Origin of the sequence: Virgisporangium aurantiacum (assembly GCF_016863635.1) — a bacterium.
GTDB lineage: Bacteria > Actinomycetota > Actinomycetes > Mycobacteriales > Micromonosporaceae > Virgisporangium > Virgisporangium aurantiacum.
In genome coordinates, this window is the sequence record NZ_BOPG01000101.1 from 39697 (window position 1) to 63716 (window position 24020).

Annotated in this window: 19 protein-coding genes, 1 tRNA gene and 1 pseudogene; 8 read left to right on the top strand and 13 right to left on the bottom strand. The window is 69.2% G+C overall.

Features of this window, described 5'->3' with window-relative positions:
* Window positions 1–36 precede the first annotated feature (36 nt).
* From Vau01_RS55915 to Vau01_RS55925, 3 genes are all read right to left on the bottom strand, one after another.
* Window positions 37–3057 carry a S8 family serine peptidase gene (locus tag Vau01_RS55915; protein WP_204010790.1) on the bottom strand — a complete coding sequence of 1007 codons (3021 nt, stop codon included), beginning with the start codon at window positions 3055–3057 and terminating at the stop codon, window positions 37–39.
* A gap of 201 nt (window positions 3058–3258) precedes the next feature.
* Window positions 3259–6216 (bottom strand): S8 family serine peptidase, encoded by a 2958-nt coding sequence (locus Vau01_RS55920; protein ID WP_239152827.1) that lies wholly within the window; start codon window positions 6214–6216, stop codon window positions 3259–3261.
* Window positions 6217–6445: 229 nt separating this feature from the next.
* A complete protein-coding gene (locus Vau01_RS55925) occupies window positions 6446–7204 on the bottom strand; it encodes a CPBP family intramembrane glutamic endopeptidase (protein WP_373320474.1) in 759 nt (252 codons plus the stop codon).
* Window positions 7205–7415: 211 nt separating this feature from the next.
* Between Vau01_RS55925 and Vau01_RS55930 the strand changes: the two genes are divergently transcribed.
* Window positions 7416–8528 (top strand): globin domain-containing protein, encoded by a 1113-nt coding sequence (locus Vau01_RS55930; protein WP_204010793.1) that lies wholly within the window; start codon window positions 7416–7418, stop codon window positions 8526–8528.
* Window position 8529: 1 nt separating this feature from the next.
* On the opposite strand, the gene Vau01_RS55935 is transcribed toward Vau01_RS55930, so the two are convergent.
* Window positions 8530–10125, bottom strand: a complete 1596-nt coding sequence (locus Vau01_RS55935) for a peptide deformylase (RefSeq protein WP_204010800.1) — start codon at window positions 10123–10125, stop codon at window positions 8530–8532.
* 283 nt (window positions 10126–10408) lie between these two features.
* On the opposite strand from Vau01_RS55935, the gene Vau01_RS55940 reads away from it, so the two are divergent.
* Complete coding sequence (locus tag Vau01_RS55940; RefSeq protein WP_204010847.1) at window positions 10409–11164, top strand: IucA/IucC family C-terminal-domain containing protein; 756 nt, start codon at window positions 10409–10411, stop codon at window positions 11162–11164.
* 12 nt (window positions 11165–11176) lie between these two features.
* On the opposite strand, the gene Vau01_RS55945 is transcribed toward Vau01_RS55940, so the two are convergent.
* A complete protein-coding gene (locus tag Vau01_RS55945; RefSeq protein ID WP_204010802.1) occupies window positions 11177–13078 on the bottom strand; it encodes a DUF6311 domain-containing protein in 1902 nt (633 codons plus the stop codon).
* Window positions 13079–13103: 25 nt separating this feature from the next.
* On the opposite strand from Vau01_RS55945, the gene Vau01_RS55950 reads away from it, so the two are divergent.
* Window positions 13104–13403 (top strand): MazG nucleotide pyrophosphohydrolase domain-containing protein, encoded by a 300-nt coding sequence (locus tag Vau01_RS55950; protein ID WP_204010804.1) that lies wholly within the window; start codon window positions 13104–13106, stop codon window positions 13401–13403.
* A gap of 21 nt (window positions 13404–13424) precedes the next feature.
* On the opposite strand, the gene Vau01_RS55955 is transcribed toward Vau01_RS55950, so the two are convergent.
* Together Vau01_RS55955 and Vau01_RS55960 are read right to left on the bottom strand one after the other, a co-directional pair.
* Window positions 13425–13509: transfer RNA gene (locus Vau01_RS55955), tRNA-Ser, on the bottom strand.
* A 13-nt stretch (window positions 13510–13522) separates the two neighbouring features.
* Window positions 13523–15331, bottom strand: coding sequence for a glycosyltransferase family protein (locus Vau01_RS55960; protein WP_204010812.1), 1809 nt, complete (start codon window positions 15329–15331; stop codon window positions 13523–13525).
* Window positions 15332–15477: 146 nt separating this feature from the next.
* Here Vau01_RS55960 and Vau01_RS55965 point away from each other — a divergent pair, with 146 nt between their 5' ends.
* Both Vau01_RS55965 and Vau01_RS55970 read left to right on the top strand, forming a co-directional pair.
* A complete protein-coding gene (locus Vau01_RS55965; protein ID WP_204010815.1) occupies window positions 15478–16197 on the top strand; it encodes a methyltransferase domain-containing protein in 720 nt (239 codons plus the stop codon).
* Between the two features lie 19 nt (window positions 16198–16216).
* Window positions 16217–17179, top strand: a pseudogene (locus Vau01_RS55970) (NAD(P)H-quinone oxidoreductase); the annotation flags it as partial.
* A 37-nt stretch (window positions 17180–17216) separates the two neighbouring features.
* Here the strand turns inward: Vau01_RS55970 and Vau01_RS55975 are convergent.
* Window positions 17217–17885: a glycosyltransferase family 2 protein gene (locus Vau01_RS55975; protein WP_204010851.1), complete on the bottom strand. Its 669-nt coding sequence runs from the start codon at window positions 17883–17885 to the stop codon at window positions 17217–17219.
* Between the two features lie 39 nt (window positions 17886–17924).
* Between Vau01_RS55975 and Vau01_RS55980 the strand changes: the two genes are divergently transcribed.
* On the top strand, window positions 17925–18302 hold the full coding sequence (locus tag Vau01_RS55980) for a PPOX class F420-dependent oxidoreductase (protein WP_204010817.1): 378 nt from the start codon (window positions 17925–17927) through the stop codon (window positions 18300–18302).
* 81 nt (window positions 18303–18383) lie between these two features.
* On the opposite strand, the gene Vau01_RS55985 is transcribed toward Vau01_RS55980, so the two are convergent.
* Together Vau01_RS55985 and Vau01_RS55990 are read right to left on the bottom strand one after the other, a co-directional pair.
* Entirely contained in the window at window positions 18384–18593 is a 210-nt protein-coding gene (locus tag Vau01_RS55985; RefSeq protein ID WP_007073996.1) for a BldC family transcriptional regulator, read from the bottom strand.
* Window positions 18594–18938: 345 nt separating this feature from the next.
* Window positions 18939–19778 (bottom strand): DUF8083 family protein, encoded by an 840-nt coding sequence (locus tag Vau01_RS55990; protein ID WP_204010819.1) that lies wholly within the window; start codon window positions 19776–19778, stop codon window positions 18939–18941.
* 140 nt (window positions 19779–19918) lie between these two features.
* Here Vau01_RS55990 and Vau01_RS55995 point away from each other — a divergent pair, with 140 nt between their 5' ends.
* Window positions 19919–20989: a Glu/Leu/Phe/Val dehydrogenase dimerization domain-containing protein gene (locus Vau01_RS55995; RefSeq protein WP_204010820.1), complete on the top strand. Its 1071-nt coding sequence runs from the start codon at window positions 19919–19921 to the stop codon at window positions 20987–20989.
* 195 nt (window positions 20990–21184) lie between these two features.
* Entirely contained in the window at window positions 21185–21421 is a 237-nt protein-coding gene (locus Vau01_RS56000; RefSeq protein ID WP_204010821.1) for a DUF3073 domain-containing protein, read from the top strand.
* 113 nt (window positions 21422–21534) lie between these two features.
* On the opposite strand, the gene amcA is transcribed toward Vau01_RS56000, so the two are convergent.
* Genes amcA through purM form a run of 3 tightly spaced genes read right to left on the bottom strand, consistent with a single transcriptional unit; the run spans window position 21535 to window position 24010 of the window.
* Window positions 21535–21726, bottom strand: coding sequence for a multiple cyclophane-containing RiPP AmcA (gene amcA, locus Vau01_RS56005; protein WP_204010822.1), 192 nt, complete (start codon window positions 21724–21726; stop codon window positions 21535–21537).
* A complete protein-coding gene (gene amcB / locus Vau01_RS56010; RefSeq protein ID WP_204010862.1) occupies window positions 21710–22801 on the bottom strand; it encodes a cyclophane-forming radical SAM peptide maturase AmcB in 1092 nt (363 codons plus the stop codon). Before amcB ends, amcA begins: the two co-directional genes overlap by 17 nt.
* Before the next feature lie 60 nt (window positions 22802–22861).
* Entirely contained in the window at window positions 22862–24010 is a 1149-nt protein-coding gene (gene purM / locus Vau01_RS56015) for a phosphoribosylformylglycinamidine cyclo-ligase (protein ID WP_204010823.1), read from the bottom strand.
* Window positions 24011–24020: the final 10 nt, after the last annotated feature.

Sequence of the window (24020 nt, forward strand, 5' to 3'; positions counted from 1 at the left end):
GCGTCACCAGTTTCTGGTGACGCCCCTCCGCACGCCTCAGGTCGAAACGCTCACCAGCGACCGACCGGTGACCACACTGCCGTCGCCGTATTCGATGACGCCGAGGTAGCGGGTGCCGGCGGTCAATCCGGTCCAGTTGACGGTGAACGTCACCTCGCCGCCGAGACGCACCGACTGCGTCGACGGCGTCACGGAGACGTTGCCGGCGTTGGCGCCGACCATGTGCGTGTACAGCTTCACGTCCTGCTCGTCGACGCCCTGCGCGAGGCCGTACTGCACCACGTACACGTCGTACGTGCCCGGGGGCAGTTGCACCGCCTCGTCGGAGGCACCGCCGGCGCTCTCCGCGAACTTCTGGTTCGAGCCGGCCGGGTACACGTGCAGGTCGATGTCGGTGCCGGACGGATAGTCGCCGCCGTACGTGGCGATCCGCGTGTACCGGGTGCCGGCGGGCACGGTCAGCGTGAACTTCGCGACCGTGTCGCTCGTGGCCGGCGCGTCCTCGTTGAACGCTCCGCCGTCGGCGCCGACCAGGTGCGCCGTGCGGACCTCGGGCTTCACCAGGCCGAACGCCGCGGCCGAGGCCGCACCGTTGTAACCGGCCTGCACCTTCACCTGCTGCGAACCGCTGGTGCCGGTGCCGTTGACCACCGTCGGCGCGTTCAGCGCGGTCGGCTGCACCGCGAACGGGCTACGGACGCTGTGACCACGCAGGTCGGCCAGCGTGATCGAGCCCGACAGGTACGCGTTCAACGGTGCCGACGTGCGGGTGAACTCCACCGTATACGTCGCCGAACGCTTCGGCAGCACGGTGATCACCGACGGCGTCACCTTGACGTTGACCCCCGGCGGCGCCTGCACCTTCGCGACGTAGACGCTGGCCTGGTTGGTGGTGTTGGTGACCGTGCGGGTGACGGTCTGCGTGCCGGCCAGGCTGCCGATACCGATCGACGGGTAGTTCAGGTTGCTCGGGTCGATCGAACCGACCGCGCTGCACACCGACGTGCCGTCACCGAGTTTCAGCGCCACCCCGATGCCGCACGACCACTGCAGCCACTCCAGCGGACCGGAGTCGTACACGAGGCCCGGATCGAAGGCCGAACCCGGCCGGACGTGCCCGGCACCCATGTCGAACGGCGTCGCGTTGCCGGCACCGGCCCGGGCGATGGGCCGGCCCTGGTTGTCGGTCTGGCCCGCGGTGGTCATCAGCGCCGACTTGACGGCGTTCGGCGACCACGTCGGGAACTCCTGGCGCAGCAGCGCCGCGAGCCCGGCGATGTGCGGAGCCGCCATCGAGGTGCCGCCCTTGAGGTCGTAGAACGACCCGGTCGGGTTGGCGATCGGCGGCACCGCCGCGACCACGTCGACGCCCGGCGCGGTGATGTCCGGCTTGAGCAGGTCACCGGCGCTGGCCCGGCTGGGGCCGACCGACGAGAACCCGATCACGGTCGGCGCCCGCTGCGCCTTCGGCGTGAACGACGTGAGCGACGCGGTCGCACCGGCGGTGGCCGCGTACGCCTTCACCGCCACCGACTCGTTCGGGCCGAGGTGCACGGTCGGCACCGAGTGGATCTCGGTGTTGAGGCTCTCCGCCGCCGTGTTGTTCGCCAGTACCATGCCGACGCCGCCGGCGGCCTTGACCGCGGCGCTCTTGTCGACGCGGGCGTTGCTGCCCCGGTCACAGACCACGATCTTGCCCGCGACCTTCACCGGGTCGAGCACCGCACCGGCCGAGAAGCACAGCCGCACCTGCGTCGCGTCGGCGCCGGCCTTGCCGGCGGCGGACGCGTGGATCAGCGGTGCGGACGCGACCGCCGGGCCGACGCCGACACCTTCGTAGGTCGCGCCGTTGCCGAGCACCACGCTCTTGGCGTACATGACGTCGTGCGTGCTCGCGGCGACGGTCGCCTGCCACGGCATGGTGTTGTCGACGGTCGGCGACGCGTTGCCGGAGTTGCCCGCCGACGCCGACACGAACACCCCGGCCGACGCGGCCTGCAGGAACGCGACGTCGATGGCGCTGAGCCGGTCGAGGCCGTCGCCGACGGAGTAGTTGATGACGTCGACGCCGTCGGCGACCGCGTCGTCGATGGCCTTCACGATGTCGGCCTCGGTGCCGTTGGCTCCGCCGGTCGCCTGGTTGTGCCACAGCGCCTTGTAGACCGCCAGCCGGGCGGCCGGTGCGACGCCGCTGACGCGGCCGACGGGCGAGCCGGCGACGCTCGCGTCGGTCGGGTTGCCGGCCGCGGTGCTCGACGTGTGCGAGCCGTGTCCGTTGCGGTCGCGGGGCGACTGGAACTCGCCCTCCCACGAGCGCAGTTGCCCGGTGACGTCGTACCAGCGCGCGCCGAGCACCTTGTTGTTGCAGTCGATCTGGCCCGTGTCACCGGCGTCGCACTTGCCGTTCCACTTCGCCGCGATCGCGTCGGCGTCCGGGCGCGGCTCGGCCAGCGGGGCGAAGCTGGGGCTCTCGGGCCAGAATCCGCTGTCGATCACACCGATGATCTGACCCTCGCCCGCGTGGTCCTGGCCCTCGAAGAACCGGTTCCACACGCCGCCCTCACCGGACAGGCCGAGGAACCGCGGGGTGTTGTTCGTCTGGGTGGTGACGAGCCGGTTGGCGAAGATCTGCGTGACGCCCGGAGAGTCCCTCAGCCGGTTGAGGTCGGCCGGCGTGAGGAAGGCGGCGAACCCGTTGAAGGCGACCGAGTAGTCGACGACCTTCTGGTTCTCCTCGATTCCCGCCCGGTCGAGTGCCTCGGCCCTGAGCTTCTGGAGGTACTGGCGGTAGGCGGCGTAGTTCCACGTGCCGGTGTCCAGCTTCTGCCCGGCCGGCGGCTTGGTCCCCGGAATGTCGGCGACCCCGCCGGTGTACGTGGCGAGCGGATCCCCGGCGAGTTGCACCAGGTAGATCCCGGAGCTCTCGGCGCGCAGCGGTTTGGCTGAGACCGCGCCCGGGACGGCGAGGGCAGCGACGACGGCGCTCGTGGCACCGATGGCGAGCAGGGCTCTGGCCCGCCCGCGCCGCTGACCGGCCGGCAGCATCGTGTTTGACACACAAACCTCCGTGTCTGCGTAAATCCCCCCTGAGCGGCCCGCGCCCGACGAGGGACACGCGCCAGCCCGCGCATGCACGAAGGCTATTCACTTCGCTCGAATCTAGAAAGTGGCACCCTTCGATCACATAGCGTGTCTGTCCATATTGGACAAAAAGGCGAGGGCCCCGGCATCAAGCCGGGGCCCTCGCTTACATCAGGATCAGGTACGAACCGTCACGCCAGTCGCGTTGGTCAGGTTGCCACCCTGGCCGAACTGGATGATGCCGAGGTAGATCCGGCCCGGGGTGAGCCCGGTCCAGTTCGCCGTGATCGTCGTCGGGGCACCCGCCGTCACCGTCGGGTTCGCCGGCGACAGGGTCAGGTTGCCGGCGGTCACCGGCCGCAGGACCCACGAGTGCAGGTTGACGTCCTGCCCGTCGACGCTGTCGGGCTTCGCGTACTGGACCACGTACACGTCGTACGTGCCGCCCGGCTCGAGGTCGACCACCTCGTCGGTGCTGCCCGTCGCGCTGAGGTTCCAGAGCTCGCCGTCCCGGTACACGAAGATGTCGAGGTCCGTTCCCGGCGGATACTCCGACGCGAACGTTCTGGTCCGGGCGAACAGGGTGTCCGCCGGCACGTTGACCGTCGCCTTCATGACCGCCGGCCCTTCGGCCGGGTTGTCGACGTCGAAGCCGACGTTGGTACCCACCAGGTGCTTGGTGTCGATGGTGTCCGGCACCAGGCCGTTGACCTTCGAGTTCAGCGTGCCGTTGACGCCACCGCGCACCACGAACGGCTTCGAGCCGCTGGTGCCGCTGAGGCTCAGCTCGAGCGGGCTCGACGCCGGCGCCGCCCGCAGCGCGATGGGGGTGCGGACGCTGTGGCCGCGCAGGTCGGCCAGCGTGAGCGAGCCGAACGACCACTGGCCGAAGGGCGCGTTCGTGCGGGTGATCTCGACCGTGAAGCTGGCCGAGCGGCGCGGCAGCACCGTCAGGACCGGCGGCGTCACCTTGACCGTGTACCCGGCCGGCGCCTCGACCTTGGGGACGTAGACGCTGGCCTGGTTGGTGGTGTTGGTGACCGTGCGCTTGATCGTCTGCTTGGCCGCCAGGTCACCGACCGCGATCGACGCGTAGTTCAGGTCGCTCGGGTCGGCCTCGCCCACGGCCGCCTTGACGTCGGCGCAGTTGAAGCCGGCGTTCTCGGCGTCGCCGATCTCGTTGTACGTGCCGCAGATCCACCGCAGCCAGTCCTCGACACCGGAGTCGTACACGAGGCCCGGGTCGTAGGCCGCCGCCGGACGCACCTGACCGGCGCCGTAGGCGAGCGGGTTCGACGGCGCGGTGGTCGCGCCGTTCTCCTGCCGGATCGCCCCGCCCGTGTTGTCGGTCTGGCCCGCGGTCGTCATCAGCGCCGACTTGATCGCCGCCGGCGACCAGGTCGGGTTCTTCTGCTTCATCAGAGCCGCGATGCCGGCGATGTGCGGGCTGGCCATCGAGGTACCCGACAGGGCGTCGTAGTTGTTGTCGTGGTTGCCCGGAGGGGCGACCGCGGCGATCACGTCGACACCGGGCGCCATGATGTCCGGCTTGAGCAGGTCACCCTGCGACGGGTCGGACGGGCCACGGCTGGAGAACGCGGCGACGACCGGAGCCTGCGCCACCTTCCGAACCGACGCCGCCATCGACGCGGTGGCACCGGCCGTGTTGGCGTACGCCTTGATCGCGGCACCGGTGGGGACGTCGACGTGCACGGTCGGAACCGGCTGGAAGTCGGCGTTCACCGAGTTGGTGGTCGGGTTGTACATGACCATGCCGACGCCGCCGGCGTTCTTGACCGCCCAGCCCTTGTCGGTGCGGGCGTTTCCGCCGCGCTCGCAGACCACGATCTTGCCGGCGATCTTCGCCGGGTCGAGGGTCGGCGGGGCGCCGGGGGCGTCACCGCGTTGGCTGTAGCAGCGCCGCGCCTCGACCGGGTTGGCACCGGGGAGGGCGGCGGTGGCCGCGTCGATCAACGGGCTCGACGGGACCGCCTTGCCGTAGCCACGGCTGGTGTAGGTCGTGCCGTTGCCCAGGGTGACCGACTTCTCGAACGTGCGGTCGTGGGTGCCGGCCGCCACCGTGGTGAGCCACGGCGAGCCGTGGTCGGCGGTGGATGCCCCCGGGCCGCTGTTGCCGGCCGAGGCGGCGACGAACACGCCCGCCAGGCTGGCGTTCATGAACGACAGCTCGATCGCGTCGAGCACCGGGCTCTGCGAGCTGCTGCCGATCGAGAAGTTGATCACGTCGACACCGTCGGAAACCGCGTCGTCGATCGCCGCGAGGATCTGCGACGTGCCGCAGCCGGCACCCGAGACCGTCTCCCAGCAGACCTTGTACATCGCGAGCCGCGCCGCCGGCGCCATGCCGCTGATGTTGCCCTGCGGGTCACCGTTGACGGTGGCCGGAACGCCGTGGTTGCCGGCCGCCGTGCTCGACGTGTGCGAGCCGTGGCCGTTGTAGTCGCGCGGCGACAGGAAGTCGTAGTCGGTGACCCCGTCCATGGGGTAGTACCGGGCACCGATCAACTTGTTGTTGCATTCGACGAACGGCGCTTCCTCACCCGGAACGCACTCGCCCTGCCAGCCTTCGATCGGACCGGCACCGGGCATGTCGGCGAAGCTCGGGTTCTCCGGCCAGATACCGGTGTCGAGAACACCGACAACCACGCCCGCACCGGCGTTCGCGTCGCCACCGAACTGCTTCTGCCAGACGCCGTTGGCGCCGTCGAGCCCGAGGAACTTCGGGGTGTCGGCGGTCTGCGTCTTGAGAATCTCCTGCTTGTAAACGTTCTTCACGCCGGCGGTCGCGCGCAGCTTCTGCACTTCCGAGCCGGTGAGTTTGAGGGCGACACCGTTGAACGTGGCGCTGTACTCGAACACCGCCTTCTTGCCGGTGACCTTCGCCCGCTTCAACGTATCGGCACGCCTGCTCTGCAGATACTTGCGGTAGGCGTCATAGTTCCAGGACTTCGTGTCGAGCTTGCCGCCACTCGTGGGCTTGGTCGCCGCGATTCCGTTGACGCCACCGATGTAGCCGGCCAACGGACTGTCGTCGAACTGGACCACGTACAGGCCGGGTGCGGCCGTGGCTTTGGTTGGGGCGGCCTGGGCCCAGGTGGAGCTTGCCACCGTCATCATCGTGATCGCCGCTGTCGCGATCGCGACCGTTGCCGGGCGCCTCAGCCCGGCCTGCTTTCTTAACGACACAGGTGCTGACCTCCGAGCCGTTTCGTGGGTCGAGGGTGGCCCACGTTGCGACGCGGAGCTTATTTGCATACGTACACCTAAGAGAAGAGCAGCGCGTCGATGTATCTATCTCGTGACCATCGGTGACTGTCCACGTCGGACACACGATCGGCGGCACTCAAGAGAGAAACGACAGTCGATCCTTCAGGAGGGCATACCCGACGAATGACACCACGTCGAGGATCGCGTGCGCGATCACGAGCGGAAGTACCCGCTTGAATCGGACATAGAACAGCCCGAAAATCGCGCCCATGATGACGTTTCCGACAAATGCGCCGATGCCCTGGTACAGGTGGTACGCGCCGCGAAGCACGGCGCTGGTGAGCACCACCGTCACCGTCCGGTAGCCCAGCTGCTTCAGGCGTTCGAACAGGTAGCCCACCACCACTACCTCTTCGAGCACCGCATTCTGCACCGCCGACAGGACCAGTACGGGCACCACCCACCACTGCGGCGCCAGGGCGGCCGGCACCACGCTGGCGTTCAGACCGAGTTCCCGCGCCGCCACGTACAGGGCCAGGCCGGGCAGCCCGATCAGCGCCGCGAGCGCGGCTCCCGTCCCCAGGTCGAAGCCGGGCCGCCGCAGGTCCAGGCCGAGCGTCCGGCGCGCATCGCCGGGGTCGCGGCTCAGGAGGTAGACGGCGAACAGCGCCGGAATGACCCCGCGGGTGACGCTCAACAGTTGGTACGTGAGGTCCAGCCAGGGCCGCCCGACCACGAACTCGTCGTTGAGGGTGGCGGTCTGCTTGGCGAGGCCGCCCGGCGCGGTGAGCTTCGCGGCCAACGAGACCATCGCATAGACCGCCGACATGCCGAGCGAGATAGCCAGGACGAGCAGCACCTCGATGCCGCGGGAACGCCGTTGATCGTCGACCACCCGCAAACACTATCCGTCGAACTCTTCGAACATACGTTCGAAGCATTCTCGATGGCGATAGGGTATAGGCAAGGGTATGCATCCCACCCGAACGCCGTCGGTCGAACGGCCAGGGTGCGGAAATCGGGCCGGATGACGTCGCACGAAATGTGCGTCGTCGGCCGTTACCGCACCCCACGCTGAATCACGTGCGTACCCCGGAAACCCGCTCATGAGTGGCTTGTCGCGGTTGTTGAAGGAAAGCTGGACGCTCGTCGAGGAACAGCAGGACAAACTCGCCAGCTACTTCTACGCCCGAATGTTCCTGAGCAATCCGCAGCTTCGCGACCTGTTCCCCGTCCAGATGGACGTGCAACGGGCCCGTCTGCTGGGCGCGATCGTCACGGCCGTCCAATCCGTCGAAGACCCGGAGCGTTTCGACGAGTACCTCAGCTCCCTCGGTCGCGACCACCGCAAGTTCCACGTGACCCCCGAGCAGTACGACGTGGTCGGCGCGGCTCTCATCGAGGCGCTGCGCACATTCGCCGGCGACGAGTGGGGTCCCGAATACGACCAGGCCTGGCGCGACGCCTACGCGGCGATCGCCCAGACGATGATCAAGGGTGCCGAGAACGACGCCGACAAGCCGCCGTACTGGCACGCCGAGGTGCTGTTCCACGAGCGGCGGTCGCGCGACATCGCGGTGCTCACCGTGCGCCCGTTGGCGCCGCTGGAGTTCCGCGCCGGGCAGTACTTCAGCCTCGAATGCCGGTACCAGCCCCGGCTCTGGCGGGTCTACTCCGCCGCCAACGCCCCCCGCAAGGACGGCTCCATCGACTTCCACGTGCGGTCGGTGGGCGCCGGCTGGGTGTCGAGCGCGCTGGTGCGCCGGGTACAACCGGGCGACATGCTCCGTCTCGCCGCCCCGATGGGCTCGATGGTGCTGGACCGCCGCTCGACGAGAGACATCGTGTGCGTGGCCGGCGGCACCGGGCTGGCTCCGATCAAGGCGTTGATCGAGGAGCTGACAAGATACAACCGGACCCGCTGGGTGCACGTCTTCTACGGCGCCCGCGACCGCGACGACCTGTACGACCTGCCCGCCCTGAACCGGTTGGCAAACTCGTACCCGTGGCTGTCGGTCGTCCCCGCCTGCAGCGACGACTTCGACTTCAACGGCGAGCAGGGCAACCTGAACGAGGTGGTGGCCCGCTACGGCCCCTGGCAGGACCACGACTTCTTCGTGTCCGGCTCCCCGCCGATGGTCCGCAGCACGCTGCGCACCCTGGCCGAGATGCAGGTCCCCGCCATGCGCATCAAATACGACGCCTTCGGCGACCTGTGAGTCAGTAGACCCAGGGTTGGTCGGCCTGGTCGTACTGGGTGACGGGCACGAGGGGGGCGTCGGCCGACATGCGGTCGGTGTAGAGCTGGCCGTTCAAGTGGTCGACCTCGTGGGCGACCAGGCGGGCGACGGCCTGCTCGTAGGTCACCCGGATGCGTTCACCGGCGATGGTGGCGCTCTCCACGGTCAGGCGTAACGGGCGGGCCACCAGGCCGCGCACGTCGAAGAATGACAGGCAGCCCTCGAACTGTTCATCGGTTTCCGCCGAGGCGGCCACCACCCGGGGGTTAAGGAGGACGATGGGCTCGCGCGCGCCGATCGGGCGCACCACCGCGGCGGCCAGGGACAGGCCCAGTTGGGGAGCGGCCAGGCCGATGCCCTTGCGGAAGCGGTGCAGCCGCTGCACGTGCACCAGCGCCGACCCCAGCCGCTCGACGGTCTCCTCGGCCAGCGCCGACTCGCGAGGCAGGTCGAACCACCGGCCCGGCGAGTGGAGCACCTCGGCACCGCGTTGGATGATCCCGGCCGCCGCCATGCGGACGCTGGGGAGCGCCGGAGCGGGCTCCGTGCGTCCCATCGGACGATGACCGCGGCCGTTACCGGCCGCGACCGCCGTGCGCTGCGCGGACACCGCCGGCTCGGCCGGTTCGCGAAACCGCCACTCCAACCGGTACCGGGCATGCAGCGGCGGGTTCTCGCACGACCAGCCGAACACCGCGCGGTCGCCCTCGATCTCCTGCTCGATCGGGGTGCGCAGCGGCACCGACTCGGCGCTGAGGGTGGTCTCGACGCCCCACACCACGGGCCGCATGGCCATCGGGAGGTCGAGCTCGATGCGCATGCGCCGCGTCGGCAGCCGGACCGAACGCTGGAACCACGGGCCCCACTTGTCGGCACCGACGTGGTACGTGTACTGGATCATGGCCCGCTGGCCCGGATAGAGCGGGAACCGGCCGCGGTCGTTCTCGAACAGCAGCCAGGCTTCCTTGAACGTGTCCCGGTCGGTCTTGGGACGCCACTCCATCCGCTCGCCGCCGCAGCTCGCGATCAGGTGCAGTTCGTCCCAGGTGAGCGGGTGCTCGCGGTGGTACAGGTTGGAGCGTTCGCTCTCGTTGGGGAACCGGTCGACCGCGACCCGGATCAGGTACCGGGTCACCGGCTCGTTGCCGGCGTTGTAGAGCGAGCGCCGCACGGTGCAGCGGTACCGGCCGTCGACGTACGAGAGGCGGGCGACCTCGCGCTCGACCACCAGGCCGGCGCTGGGCGGCAGCCACGCGTCGGGGTCGCGCTGGCTGGGGATCTGGGGCGACTGGGCGGCCGCCGCCTGCCGGTGGGCGCGCGACGTGGTGCGCAGCTCGTCGTACTCGCGGAAGCGCCGCCAGATCGCCCCGCCGGCCTGCAGCACGGCTTCGGCCCGGCGGGCGAAGTCTTCGGTGGGACGGTGCCGGTGCGCCTCGACATGGCTGAGGTAGGACGGGTCGAACCCCATCTCGGCCGCCAACTGCTTCTTGGACAGGCCGCGTTCGAGCCGCCAGCGCGCAAACTCAGTGACGAACTCCGCCGATGCCCGTTGTACGGGCGACTCGCCCGTGCCCATTTACCCAGCCCCCAGGGAGACGTCCCCTGTACGCTCAGTGTCGCCGTCCTGACAGAACGGCCTTATCGAGTCGACGGATTGCTGACAAAAGCCTTGACAGGGCATCGGCCGGACGCGGCGACTCCCCGGTACCGGATTCGCGCCACTTTCCGTCACTGAATCACGCCACCCCCGGGCATTGGTTAGGCTGCCCTAATGCGCGTATGGTGAGGCGCTTGAACGTTGGGATCGGGGGTAGACGACGGTGGTGCTGACCACGAAACACGATGCGCTTGCCGCGTCGATGTCCCCCGTGGTCGCCACGCTACGTGACCTCGCGACCCGGCACGGCGAGAAAACGGTCCGCGGGTTGGCGCCAACTCTCGTCGTCGACGATCCCACCGGTTGGATCCCGGCCAGCGACCTCATCGGCGGGGCCGGCCTCGCGAACTTCCTCGCCGCCGCCGAGCAGCGCTGGAAGGCGCAGCCGCACGTGGCGGCCGCCCTGGCCTGGAAGTGCTACTCGTACTGGCTCGCCCTGCCGGCCCTGATCGGCTACGCCGGCGCCCGCCGGGTGCCGCTGCCGGCACTCGACGACGTGCTCGTGCGGTACTCCGAGCACCAGCCGTTCCTCCGCCTGGCGCTACGGCGTCCGTTCGTGGCGGTCCTCGAGAGCGACCCGCTGGCCGCGGGCCGCCGGCCCGGCGTCCTCGTGCAGCAGGACGACGCGGCGCTGCTGCGCGAACTGAAGCGGGCCCTCGTCGACGATCACCTCGAGGCGCTCATGGCGGGCATCCGCGAGCGGGTGCACGTCGGGCGGCGCACGCTGTGGGGCTCGCTCGCCTCGGGCGTGGCACATGCCCTGTACCGGGCCGCCGACTCGGTGCCCGGCCCGATCCTGCCCCTGATCGACGAGGTGCTCGCCGCGCTCGGCGTCGACGACCTGGTCGACATCACCACCGACCCGGCCACCGGCGGCCTGCACATCGCCCGGCGCACCTGCTGCCTGGCGTTCACGCTGCCCGAGCCCAAAGTGTGCAAGGGCTGCTGCATCCGCTGATCGCGCCCGGCGTCACAGCATGGGACGCACGTCCCACACCCACATGCCGCCGACCAGCTCGCCCGGACCGACCAGCTGGTCGAGAACCGTGCGCAGCTCCTCCGCCCGCCAGTGGTGCGCCGGCATCACCAGCGTCGTCACCTCGGTCGCCCGGAAGTCGGTCGCCGCCTGGGCGCGGATCTCCGGGGTGACCGTCACCATCACGTTCTGCTCGGCGATCTGCCCGAGCATCGACATCGTGGGCGGGTAGATCGGCCCGAACATCGCGACCCGGTCGGGCTCGTTCGGGTTCGGGGCCAGGTAGTACCCGCCGAAGATCCGGAAGTCGAGGTTCGTGGCCGTCTGCCACTGCATCGTGTGCAGGGCCGGACCCCAGCCGGGCGGGACGCCGAGCACCACCCCGTCGCGCGGGATGTGGTCCTTGTACATCGCCGTGGTGAAGAACGGCGGCACGTACGGGCGTTCGAACACCGGCAACGGTGTGGGCGTCAGCGGGCCGAGCACCATCGCGAGCACGACGACGCCGAGCAGGCGCACCACCGTCCCCTCCGCGGCGGTGTCGCCGAGGGTGGTCGTCGCGGCCCGGCGGTGGACGGCCTCGTCGAACCGTTTGACCGCGACCGCGAGCATGCAGCCGACCACCGGTGTCACCACGAGCGCCAGCCGGGTCGGCACCACCGAGTCGAACAGCGGCAGCGCGTCGAGCCAGCCCCAGGGCGCCACGATGTCGAGCGGTTCACCGTTCATCTTCGGCTCCGAGCCGAGCGAGAGCAGGGTGAACACGACACCGGTGATCGCCAACGACCGCACGATCGCGTCGCGCCGCAGCCAGATCACCACCGCGAGCAGCACGAGCAGCAGCGGCCAGCCGAAGAACGAGTTCTCCTCGGTGGAGCCCTGAGCGATCTTGGCGGTGATCAGCGGGTCGCCGGCCACCGACCGCCGGGCGAACGTCCAGTAGCCGGCGAGGTCGGCGCCGTACAGGAGGATGTAGTCGGGCAGGCCGCGGTAGTAGCCCTTGCCGAAGAACTGCTGATAGAGCGGGTAGGCCAGCGCCACGCCGGCCACGACCGCGGTCGTGGCCAGGCTTTTAAGGGCATCCGGGACGCGCTGCGCGAGCTCGCGCGGCCGCGCGAACGCGTAGGGGACCAGGAACACGAACAGGCCGAGCGCGGTGAGGAACAGCAGTTCCTCGTTGATGAACACCTGCACGATCACGAGACCGGCCAGGATCAGCCCGCGCATCACCGGGTGCCGGCCCGGTTTGCCCAGGCTGAACACGGCGAGCACCACGAAGGGCAGCACGTACTGGCCGGAGATGTTCGGGTGGCCGGTGGCCTGGGAGATCATCGCCGGCGCGAACCCGCAGAACGCACCGCCGATCGCGGCGGCCATCCGGTGGTCCAGCAGCCGGTTCAGCGCGAAGTACCACCCCGACGCGGTACCGGCCAGCGCCATCGTGGTGATCAGGACGAACGTGACGTCGGCGCCGAAGATCATCGTGATCGGCGACAGCGGCAGCGCGAGCGCGAGCACCGAGGTGTTCGCCATCAGGTTCAGGCCGTACGGCGCGTTGATCTTGGCGGAGAACAGCGGGTTGTCGCCGTGGGCGATCGCGTTGGCGCCGTTGGTCAGCAACCATTCGAAGAAGACCTGATCCTGGTAGTTGTCCAGGAGCATCCGGCCGGCCGGGTCGCCCCAGAGGTCGTTGAGCAGGTAGACGGCGAACGCGACGTACGCGAAGTAGGGCGCGAGCCGGTAGATCAGCGGCGGCCGCTCGGGCTGCGCCTCGACCGCGGTCTCTTCCTCTTCTTTGACGAGGCTGACCCGGTCGGACACTTCGTTCTCCGCGTCCAGAGCGGTACGCCGCCCGTCGACGGGCTCGCGCCCGGGTTCGCTCTGATCGATCGCCACGGCCCGGAGTTTAAGCTGTCTCGCTGTGACAGAGACAGAAGGTGCGATCCGGGCGATCGCCGAGCGTGTCCGCGCCCGTCACGCCGACGCCTCCACCTGCCTCGACACCCAGGTGCTGTGCCTGGCCGAGGAGGTCGGCGAGGCCGTGCAGGCCTACCGCCGGGCCACCGGCCGGGCCCGGTCGACGGCACCCTGGTCGGCGGTCGCCGAGGAACTGGCCGACGTGGTGATCGTCGCCCACGTGACCGCGCTCCTGGCCGGCATCGACCTGGACACCGCCATCAAGACCAAGTTGGCCGCGATCGAAGCCCGCGGCGGCGTCTGAGCCCGCCTTCAAAGGCAACTGCGGAGGGTGTGGGATTCGAACCCACGATGAGTTTCCCCATACCGGTTTTCAAGACCAGCGCCATCGGCCACTAGGCGAACCCTCCCGGTGCGCACAGCCTAACCGGGTACCCCGTTCGCCACGAACTCCCTTACGTCCCACACCCACACGTCCTCGACCAGCCGGGCCGGACCGACCAGCAGGTCGACCGTGTTCTTCACCAGGTCGGCGCGCGGGGTGGTGACGGGCAGGATCAGCGTCGTCACCTTGTACTCGCGGAAATCCTTCACGGCCTGGCGCCGGTGCTCGTCGGTGATCAGCGCGTCGACACCGCCCTCGCCGACGTACCAGATCAGCTTCATGGTGGGCGGGTAGTACGGCCCGAAGTTGGCCCGGCGGGTCGGGTCGCCGGGCGTCGGTGCCAGGTAGTAGCCGCCGACGACGTCGAAGTCGAGGTTCGTGTCGAGCTGCCAGGACATGGCGCTCAGGTACGGGACCCAGCCCGGTGGCGTGGAGAGCACCACGCCGTCCTCGGGAATCACGTCGCGCCATGCCCCGCTGGTGAAGAAGACCGGCGTGGCCGGCACGTGCGGCGCCGAGGTGGCGAGCGGCGTCGGCGCGATCGGCAGCAGGGCGGCGACCACGATCGCGGTCCACAGCACCCGGAAGCGGGCCGGCTGGAACCGGTCGATCGCGAGCGCGAGCAAAACGCCGATCATCGGGGTCAATGCCAGGCCGATGCGGGTGGGCACCACCGAGTTGAACAGGGGCAGTTCGGCGATGTAGTACCACGGCGTGCGCACGCCGGTGGGTTGGCCGTCGATCAGCACGTTCGGGCCGAGCGACAACCACCAGAACCACAGCAGCGTGATCATCAGCGCGCGGCCGGCCGCCGACCGCGCGAGCACCACGGCGACGCCGAGCAGCACGTACAGCAGCGGCAGCCCGAAGAACGTGTTCTCCTCGGACCCGCTCGACGCCAGCGCGTACGAGGTGGCTTTCGACCCGAGCACCGACTGGCTGGCGTACGCCTTCACGGCCATCAGGTCGGTGCCCATCGTCTGCACACCCAGCGGCAGCCCGTGGTACGACGACGGCCCGAAGAACTGCCAGTACAGCGGGTACGCGAGCACCGCTCCGGCCACACCCAGGCACAGGCCGGAGGCCTTCAGCGCCGGCCCGGCCAGCGTCCGCGCCTCCCGCGGCTTCTGCACCGCCCAGAGCAGCACGAAGACGATCATTATCAGCGCGGTGAGGAACAGCACCTCTTCGTTGATGAACGCCTGGTAGATCACCAGACCGGCGAGCACCAGGCCGTTCCGCCGCCACCGCGACGGGTCGCGCATCTTGAGGACCCTGAGCACGATGAACGGCACCAGGAACTGGCTGACGATGTTCGGGTGACCGTTCGCGTGCGAGATCATTCCCGGCGCGAAGCCGCAAGACGCACCGCCGATGATCGCGGCGACGCGGCTCGACACCAGGTGCCGGTCGAACACGTGGTACCAGGCATACGCCGTACCGGCCAGGCCGAGCGTGGTCATCACCAGGAAGGCGATCCACGGACCGAACAGAATGGTCACCGGCGCCAGCGGCAGGGTCCAGCCGAGCGTCGACGTGTTCGCCATGAGGTTGAGCCCGTACGGAGCATTCATCTGCTCCGCGAAGAACGGGTTCTCGCCGTGGGTGAACACCCGCGAGGCATGGATGAGCATCCACTGGAAGAAAAGAGGGTCGTCGCGGTTCTCCCGCAACACCCCGTTGCCGAGCCACAATCCCCATGTGACATACACCGCTGCCGCGAGGTACCCGGCCGCCACCAGCGCGTCGGGCATCCAGCGGCGGCGGGGGCGGGACTCGGGCGCGGGATCTTCCGTGGGCGGCGGTTCCGGTGCCTGCGGGGCAAGCGACGTCACCGTGCTGCTCACCCTGACTGCCTCCCTGCACCGGTATGCGTCGTCCGATTACCCGGCGCAGTGTACGGCGCCTGAGATGCCTTCGAAATCTCTAGCCGGTAGGCTACCTGGGTTCTGGCGTACTGATCGACATGACTGACGACGGGAAACGAGCGCGGATGGCGGAGATCCTGGGCGACCAGAAGGTCCAGTCCGAGGTCCTTGAGGGCCTGTCGATGTGCGTGAACCACCGCAAGTGGTTCGCGGACTTCGCGGTCCCGTACCTGGGCGATCACCCTATCGAGGTGAGCGCCGGGATGGGTGACTACGCGGCCGAGTGGTTCGCGCAGGTCCCTCGGATGACCGTGTCGGAGGTGGAGCCCGACCGCCTGGTCGCGCTCAAGGAGCGGTTCGCCGCCGACCCCGGCATGGATGTTCGCGAGCTGATGCTCCCCGCAACGGAGCCGGGCGATCACAGTGCGGCGGTCTCGTACAACGTTTTGGAACATATTGACGACGACGTGAGCGCTCTTCGGAGCATGGGCGCGCTCGTGCGTCCGGGCGGCCACGTGGTGATCGTGGTGCCGGCGTTCAACTGGGCGATGAGCCCGGCCGACTACGCCACCGGGCACGTGCGCCGGTACACGAAGAAGTCGATGCGCAAGGCGATGGACGCGGCCGGTCTGGAGATCGTGAAGCTGCACTACGCCAACATGTTCGGCCTCTTCGGTTACGTGTTCACCACCAAGATCCTGCGGCTGATGCCGGGCCCGGGCAAGCTGGTGTTCGTCTACGACCGGTTCGTCGCGCCGGTCAACCGGGCGCTCGAGAAGATCGCGAACCCGCCGTTCGGCCAGTCGGTCGTCGCGGTGGCGCGGGTACCGCAGAAGGCCCAATAAGCTCAACGGCGTGCACGCGATCGTCATCGTCGCCTCCTTCGGCGACAAATCGGCAGCAGCCGACGGCGGCGAACTCCGGTGGACCGAGGTCGACGACCCGGAACCCGGTGCCGGTGAGGTTCTCATCGATGTTGTCGCCGCCGGCGTCAACCGGGCCGACCTCATGCAGGCGTCCGGCAGGTATCCGCCACCGCCCGGTGCGCCGCCCTATCCGGGGCTGGAGTGCGCCGGGCGGATCAGCGTCGTCGGTGCGGGCGTCACCGGGTGGGAGCCCGGCGACGAGGTGTGCGCGCTGCTCGCCGGCGGCGGCTACGCCGAGCGGGTCGTCGTGCCGGCGGCGTGCGTGCTGCCGGTGCCGCGGGGCGTCGCCCTGGCCGACGCCGCCGCACTGCCCGAGGTCGCCTGCACCGTCTGGTCGAATCTCCGGATGGTCGCGGGGCTGAAGTCCAGCGAGACCCTGCTGGTGCACGGCGGCGCGAGCGGCATCGGCACGTTCGCGATCCAGTACGCCCGGGCGCTCGGCTGCGAGGTCTTCGCCACGGCTCGGGCCGGCAAGCACGCGGCGATCACCGCGCTCGGCGCCACCGCGATCGACTACGAGACCGAGGACTTCGCCGAGCGGGTCGACGCCGACGTCGTGCTCGACATCATCGGCGGGCCGTACCTCGCCCGGAACCTCGCCGCGCTGAAGACCAACGGCCGCCTGGTGATCATCGGCGCACAGGGCGGCCGCACGGCCGAACTCGACCTCGGGCTGATGCTCGCCAAGCGGGCCACCATCGCCGCGACGACGCTGCGGGCGCGTCCGCTGGGGGAGAAGGCGGCGATCGTGGCGGGTGTGCGCGAAGAGGTCTGGCCGCTGGTCGAGCAGGGACGGATCCGGCCGGTGATCCACCGCCGGCTGCCGCTGCCCGACGCCGCCGAGGCGCACCGGGTGATGACCGAGAGCTCGCACACCGGCAAGCTCCTCCTCGACGCGCCCGCTGCGGGCGACGCGTCCGCGACGGGCGACGCGCCGGCTACGGGCGGCGGACCCGCTCGCGAGCCAGGATGGCCAGCGCCTCCACCCCGTCGCGCCACGTGATCTTCTTGCCCTCTTCACGGGTGCGGGCGCGGTAGCTGATCGGCACCTCGTACGGGCGCACCCCGCGGCGCAGCAGCTTGCCGGTGACCTCGGCCTCCATCCCGAACCCGCGGGACTTGACGTCGAGCGAGCGGTACAGGGCCAACGGCATCAGCTTGAAGCACGTTTCCAGATCGCCGATGTAGCAGTTGAACAGCATGTTGGCGTAGGTGGTGACCGCCTTGTTGCCCATCACGTACCAGAACGAGAAGGAACTGTGCGATCCGAACGACCGGTTGCCGTAGACGACTTCAGCGCGTCCGTCGAGCACCGGCGCGAGCAGCTTCGGGATGTCCTGCGGGTCGTACTCGAGGTCGGCGTCGAGGATCACCATGTACTCGCCGGAGGCCGACTCGGTGGCCGTGCGGATCGCGGCGCCCTTGCCCCGGTTGCGCGGCTGCACCACGACGGTGAGCCGGGGGTCGTCGAACGTGCCGAGGATCTCGGCGGTGGCGTCGCGGCTGCCGTCGTCGACCACCACGAGTTCGACCTCGCACGGGTAGGGGACGTCAAGCGCCTGCTTGACGGCCGCCGCCACCCGGGCCTCCTCGTTGTAGACCGGCATCAGGATCGACAGCTTGACCACCGGCGTACTGTACCGGCCATGTCGGACGTCGCGTCGCTCGCTGCCGCCCAGTACGTCGCCCTGACCTCGTACCGGCGCGACGGAACGCCCGTGGCGACACCGATCTGGGTGTGCGCCTACGGTTCCGGGCTCGCGGTGTGGACGGTCCGCTCGTCGTTCAAGGTCAAGCGGATCGGGCGCAACCCGGCGGTGTCGTTGGCGCCGTGCAAGTTCCGGGGCGAGGTCACCGGGCCGGCGGCGGCCGGCCGCGCCACGGTCCTGTCCGACGAGGAGACCGCGAAGCTACGAAAGGTGATGGCCCGCAAATACGGGCTGATGGGCTGGCTGACCGTCTACGGCAGCGTGTTGCGGCGCGGTCGCACCGGGACGGTCGGTATCGCAATCGAACTGGATTAATTCCAAAAAACTATTCACATACGGGAAGAGGCGCTTGCCGGAGAGATCCGGTAGCGCCTCTTTCCGAATGTTGAATGGGGGTCAGTCGCCCTGCCGCTGCTGCGGGATCTGCCCCTGCAGCAACGCCCGAACCTCCGACTCGCGGTACCGCCGGTGGCCCCCCAGCGTGCGGATTGCGCTCAACTTGCCAGCCTTGGCCCACCGCGTGACCGTTTTCGGGTCGACCCGGAACATCGACGCAACCTCCGCCGGTGTCAGTAAAGGTTCCGGTTCGTGCGTGCGCGATGCCATCGGTTCTCCTCACATGTGCCCAAGAGCGAAGGCCGGGGTCCCGCCGGCCGAACGCGCTTCTCATGGTCCGGCTAGTCCCCGATGTCCGACATTACCCGAACGGATGAAGGTGACTGTATGGATGGATGATGAATCAGACGAATTTTCCGCTTTTAGGCGTGCGAATACCGATTTCTCATACCGATTGTCACCCTGAGTGGTCGTCTGATCCGAACCTACTTCATCTCGTCGGGGAGCAAATCACCCAAGAGATGACGGCAAATTGACCCATCCGGTCAACGTTTGACGTCCGGAGGTACCCCTCGCGCAAATCTTGACGATGTGAGCGGTGCTCCCAATAGGGAACTAGTTGCACCGTTCGAGGAGTTGGATCGCCCGCCACCGCTCCACGAGCTGCTCGTAGGCCTTGGTGGCGTCGTCACCCCGGCCCTCGGCAACCGCGGTGAGCCCGTGCGCGATCAGGCCGGGCGAATCGTCGCCGACGAGCTGCTCGTCGGACATGAGAGCGACCAGGCCGCCGTAGTCGAGCTCCACGAGCGAGCTGTCGTGGAACTCGTCGAGCCATCGGGACGTCTCCGCGACGGCCTGGGTGATCGGCACGTCGCCCAGCGACCGTTCGAGGATCGCGTGCGCCTCCTGGGCCCGGGCGCGCGCCTTCATGATCGCGCAGCGGTAGCGCAGCACCCGCCGACCGGGCCGGGTCGACAGCTCGCGGTCGGCGAGATCGACGAACGCGAACCAGCGCAGCGGCACGCCCCACGTCGACACCTGCTCGTGCAGCCGGGGCAGCCCGTGCTCGAGCACCCGGGCCCCGCTGCGCCAGTCGTCGACCACCGACTGGGCCTGGCCGGCCAGGATCGGCGGTACGAACGCGTCGGCGATGACCGGGGGCACTCCGTCGCGCGCCGTCAGCGCCGCCTCGGCGACCCGGACCCGCAGGTTCCACGGGCAGATCAGCAGCGAGTCGCCCCACTCCAGGACGTAGGCCTCGTCGGGCAGGTTGGGCAGCCGGGTCCAGCTCGCGCCGAGCGCCTCGATGACCGAGGTGCGCTGCCGGTTCGGCCCCTCCAGCGGGGCGACGGCCCGGCCCTCCTTGACGTACCGACGCCAGTAGACCTGCCGTTCCCGGTCGAACGCGGCAAGCGGCTCGTACACCCGGAGGTAGGCGGCAAACAGGGACGGCACCTCGCGATCGTCGCACGGATCCGGGTCCATTTGATAACACGACGCGGGTGCCGCACTAGGCTGAAAAATCATCACCGCCCCCACCTCGGGCGGTAAGACGAAGTCCCACAAGGACTGCCCCACCACCACAAGGAGTGGCGATGACCGTATTCAGCGTTGAATCAGGTCACGAGCAGGTCGTCTTCTGTCACGACAAACCCACCGGGCTGCGGGCGATCATCGCGATCTACTCCACCGCCCTCGGCCCCGGTCTCGGCGGCACGCGGTTCTACCCGTACGCCAGCGAGGCCGACGCCGTCCACGACGCTCTTGAACTCTCCCGCAGCATGGCCTACAAGAACGCCCTCGCAGGCCTCGACCACGGCGGCGGCAAGGCCGTCATCTGGGGCGACCCCGACAAGGACAAGAGCGAGCCGCTGCTGCGCGCGTACGGCCGGTTCGTCGAGTCGCTCGGCGGCCGGTACTACACCGCCTGCGACGTCGGCACCTACGTGCGGGACATGGACGTGGTGGCGCGGGAGACCCGGTACGTCACCGGGCGGTCCGAGGTCAACGGGGGTGCCGGCGACTCCTCGGTCCTTACCGCCTACGGCGTGTACCAGGGCATGCGTGCGGCGGCCGAGCACCGGTGGGGCACCACGTCGCTACGGGGACGGGCGGTGGGCGTCGCCGGCCTCGGCAAGGTGGGCAAGCACCTCACGCGGCACCTGCTCGACGACGGCGCCACGGTGGTCGCCACCGACGTCTCCGAGCGCGCGAACACCTGGGCCCGCGAGACCCACCCCGAGGTGACCCTGGTTGCCGACGCCGACGCGCTGATCCGCGAGCCGATCGACGTGTACGCCCCGTGCGCGCTCGGCGGTGCCCTCGACGACGACACCGTTCCCGCGCTCCGCGCCACGGTGGTGGCCGGTGCGGCGAACAACCAGCTGGCCCATCCCGGTGTGGAGAAGCTGCTCGCCGAGCGGGGCGTGCTGTACGTGCCCGATTACGTCGTGAACTCGGGCGGCGTCATCCAGGTGGCCGACGAGATCCACGGCTTCAACTTCGAACGGGCCAAACTGCGCGCGTCTGGGATTTTCGAGACGACACGCCAGATTCTGCGCCTGGCCGACGCCGACGGCATCCCGCCGGCGGTGGCCGCCGACCGCGTCGCCGAGCGCCGGATGGCCGACGTGGGACGCCTGCGCAGCATCCTGTTGCCGCGCTGAACAGCGGCAGAAGCGAGTGACGACCGCACCCGCGATCGGGGCTTACCCCCGCGACATCCGGGTGTGGAACGTTACCCGGAGGGCGAGATGCCGAATCGTGCCTCGGACATGTACCGTATGAGCCACGAGAGATGCCTGACGTGAGGGGCATGCCGGTAATGGCTGCCCCGTAATTCTGTGCGAGGGGGTCGAGCCATGGGGCGCGGCCGTGCGAAGGCCAAGCAGACTAGGGTGGCGCGGGAATTGAAATACCATTCCCCCAACACCGACCTCGCAGCGTTGCAGCGCGAGCTCGCCGGTGGTAGCGCCAGGTCCGGTCCGGTCGACGACGAGCTGGACGAGTTCGCCGCCGAAGACGATGACGACGGCGACGACCTAGACGACACCGGCGACGACCAGGACGACGGAAGCCCGCCGTCCCGTCGACGCTGATCCGGCTCTGCCGTTCGGCCTGAAGGTCGGCCGTAAGGACTCCTTGGACGCCTACCTCCCGTTCTACGTGGAGGTAGGCGTTCAAGACTGATCCGGGGCGCCGGAGACGTTGCTCAGCGGGGGCGGTTGTTCCAGTTGTAGAACGTCGGGATGTTCTCGAAGTGGTTCCAGGCGCACACCGCTGCGCCGTCGGACGCCTCTTCGGCCCGTGTCGCACGCGCCTGCTCGGCTTCGGCCAGCAGCGCCTCCAGACCGTCCGCCGCGTCCAGCACGCGTTCGGTCAGGGGGTCAGTCGGCAGAGGCATGGTCGAGCACTCCCTCCAGTAGGCGGATCTTGCTGTTGCGGCAGTGGTCGGTCTCGGTCGCGTCGAACCGGCCGAGTTCGAAGTAGCGGTTCGCCGCGTGCGCACCGCCGCAGAAGCCGAAGTACGGGCACGTCGCCCGGCACTTCTCGACGCCTGTGAGGAACTCGCCGACCCAACCGGGCGCGTCCGCTGCCGCATACAAGATCTGACGTAGTGGCGTGCGCAGAACGTTCCCCGACGCGAAGTCGCCGTACCGTTCGTCGCTGAAACCGGCCAGCTCGGGCGACAGCACGAACACGCGTCCGTCGACAGCGATCGTCGGGATCGGGTCGAGCCGGCGGGGCAGCACGTCGTCGGCGGTGCCGGCGAGCACCGCTCCGGCATACCGCAGCGCGTGCTCGATCTCCCGCACGTGGATGCGCGGATCGCGCCGCCATTCGGCCACCAGCGCCGCCCAGAACGCGCGCACGCTCGCCTCGGCGTGCGCGTTGGTGCGGCCGTTGACCCCCTCCTGCTCCTCGATGTTGATGCCGAGGACGTCGCAGTCGAGGTCGAGGAAGTACCGGTACAGCTCCGCGGCCAGTTCCGGCCGCGGATCGCTCACCACGCAGAGCACAGAGAAGGGGACGCGGTGCGCGCGCAACGTCGCGATGCCGCGCTCGATCCGGTCGTAGGCCGGCCGGCCCGCCCGGGTGACGCGGGCCGAGTTGCGCTCGGCCGGCCCGTCGACGCTGATGCTGACCCGGAGGTCGTGCTCGGCGAAGAACTCGCACCAGGCGTCGTCGATCAGCGTGGCGTTCGTCTGCAGGTGGTGCTCGACGCCCCGGAACGGTGCCATCAGGTCGGCGAGGGCGGCCCGTCCGGCCGCCATCGGCTCACCGCCGTGCCAGACGACGGAGAACCGGTCGGCGTCCTTCGCCCATTCGTTGACGTCGATGGCTACCGCCTCCGCGACGGCCACCGGCATCGGCCGGTTGAAGGCGCGTTCGGGCAGGTAGCAGTAGGTGCAGTCGAGATTGCACAGGGTTGTCGGCTGCATCACGACATACCCCGGGATGGTGGCCATTCCACTCATCCCGGTCCATGCCATTGGTCCAGCGTAGGCGGTGTTCTCCGCACCCGTTAGGGCTTGTGATCAACCGCGCGTGTGGGAACCCACCATCTGCACCGATCCGGTGCCCTCGACGACCTCGCCGAGTTGCCACGACTCGATGCCCCGACCGGCAAGGAACGCCAGCGTGCGGTCGGCGTCGGCCGGCGCGACGATCGCGATCATGCCCACGCCCATGTTGAACGTGCTCTCCATTTCCGGGTCTTCGATCCGGCCCTTCTCGCGGACCAACTCGAAGATCGGCTGGGGCCGCCAGGTGGACCGGTCGACCACCGCGTCGGCGTTGTCGGGCAGCACCCGCGACAGGTTGCCGGGCACGCCACCGCCGGTGATGTGCGCGAGCGCGCGCAGGTCGCACTCCTTCATGAGGTCAAGGCAGTCGCGCGCGTAGATCTTCGTCGGCGTGAGCAGTTCCTCGCCGAGGGTGCGCTGGTGGCCGAACTCGTCGAACACCGTGTCGAGCCGCATCCGGCCGGCGCCCAGGAGCACGTGCCGCACCAGCGAGTAGCCGTTGGAGTGCAGACCCGACGAGCGCAACGCGATCACCGCGTCGCCCACCTCGACCCGGTGCTTGCCCAGGATCGCGTCGTGTTCGACGACGCCCACGCCCGTACCGGAGATGTCGTACTCGTCGGGACGCAACACGCCCGGGTGCTCGGCCGTCTCGCCACCGAGCAGGGCGCACCCGGCGTACCGGCAGCCGTCGGCGATGCCGGCGCCGATCTCGGAGATGCGGTCGGGGACCACCTCGCCGCAGGCGATGTAGTCGAGCAGGAACAGCGGCTCGGCGCCGCACGCCACCAGGTCGTCGACGACCATCGCGACCAGGTCGATACCCACCGTGTCGTGAATGCCCATGGTCTGCGCGATGACGAGCTTGGTGCCGACGCCGTCGGTCGAGGACGCGAGGACCGGCTCCTTGTACTTCGACATGTCGAGCTTGAACAGGCCGGCGAACCCACCCAGGTCGCCCATGACCTCGGGCCGGGTGGTGCGCTTGACCTTCGACTTGAGCATCGCCACCGCCTGCTCTCCGGCGTGGATCGAGACGCCGGCGTCTGCGTAGGTCACGGTGCGTCGGCGGGCCGTGCGGCCACCCGCGCTCCAGAGGCGCTTGTCGGGGGTGTTGGTTCCGGACCCACCGCCGGTCGGGCGTTCATCCACGTGCGTCACGTTCTCCCCT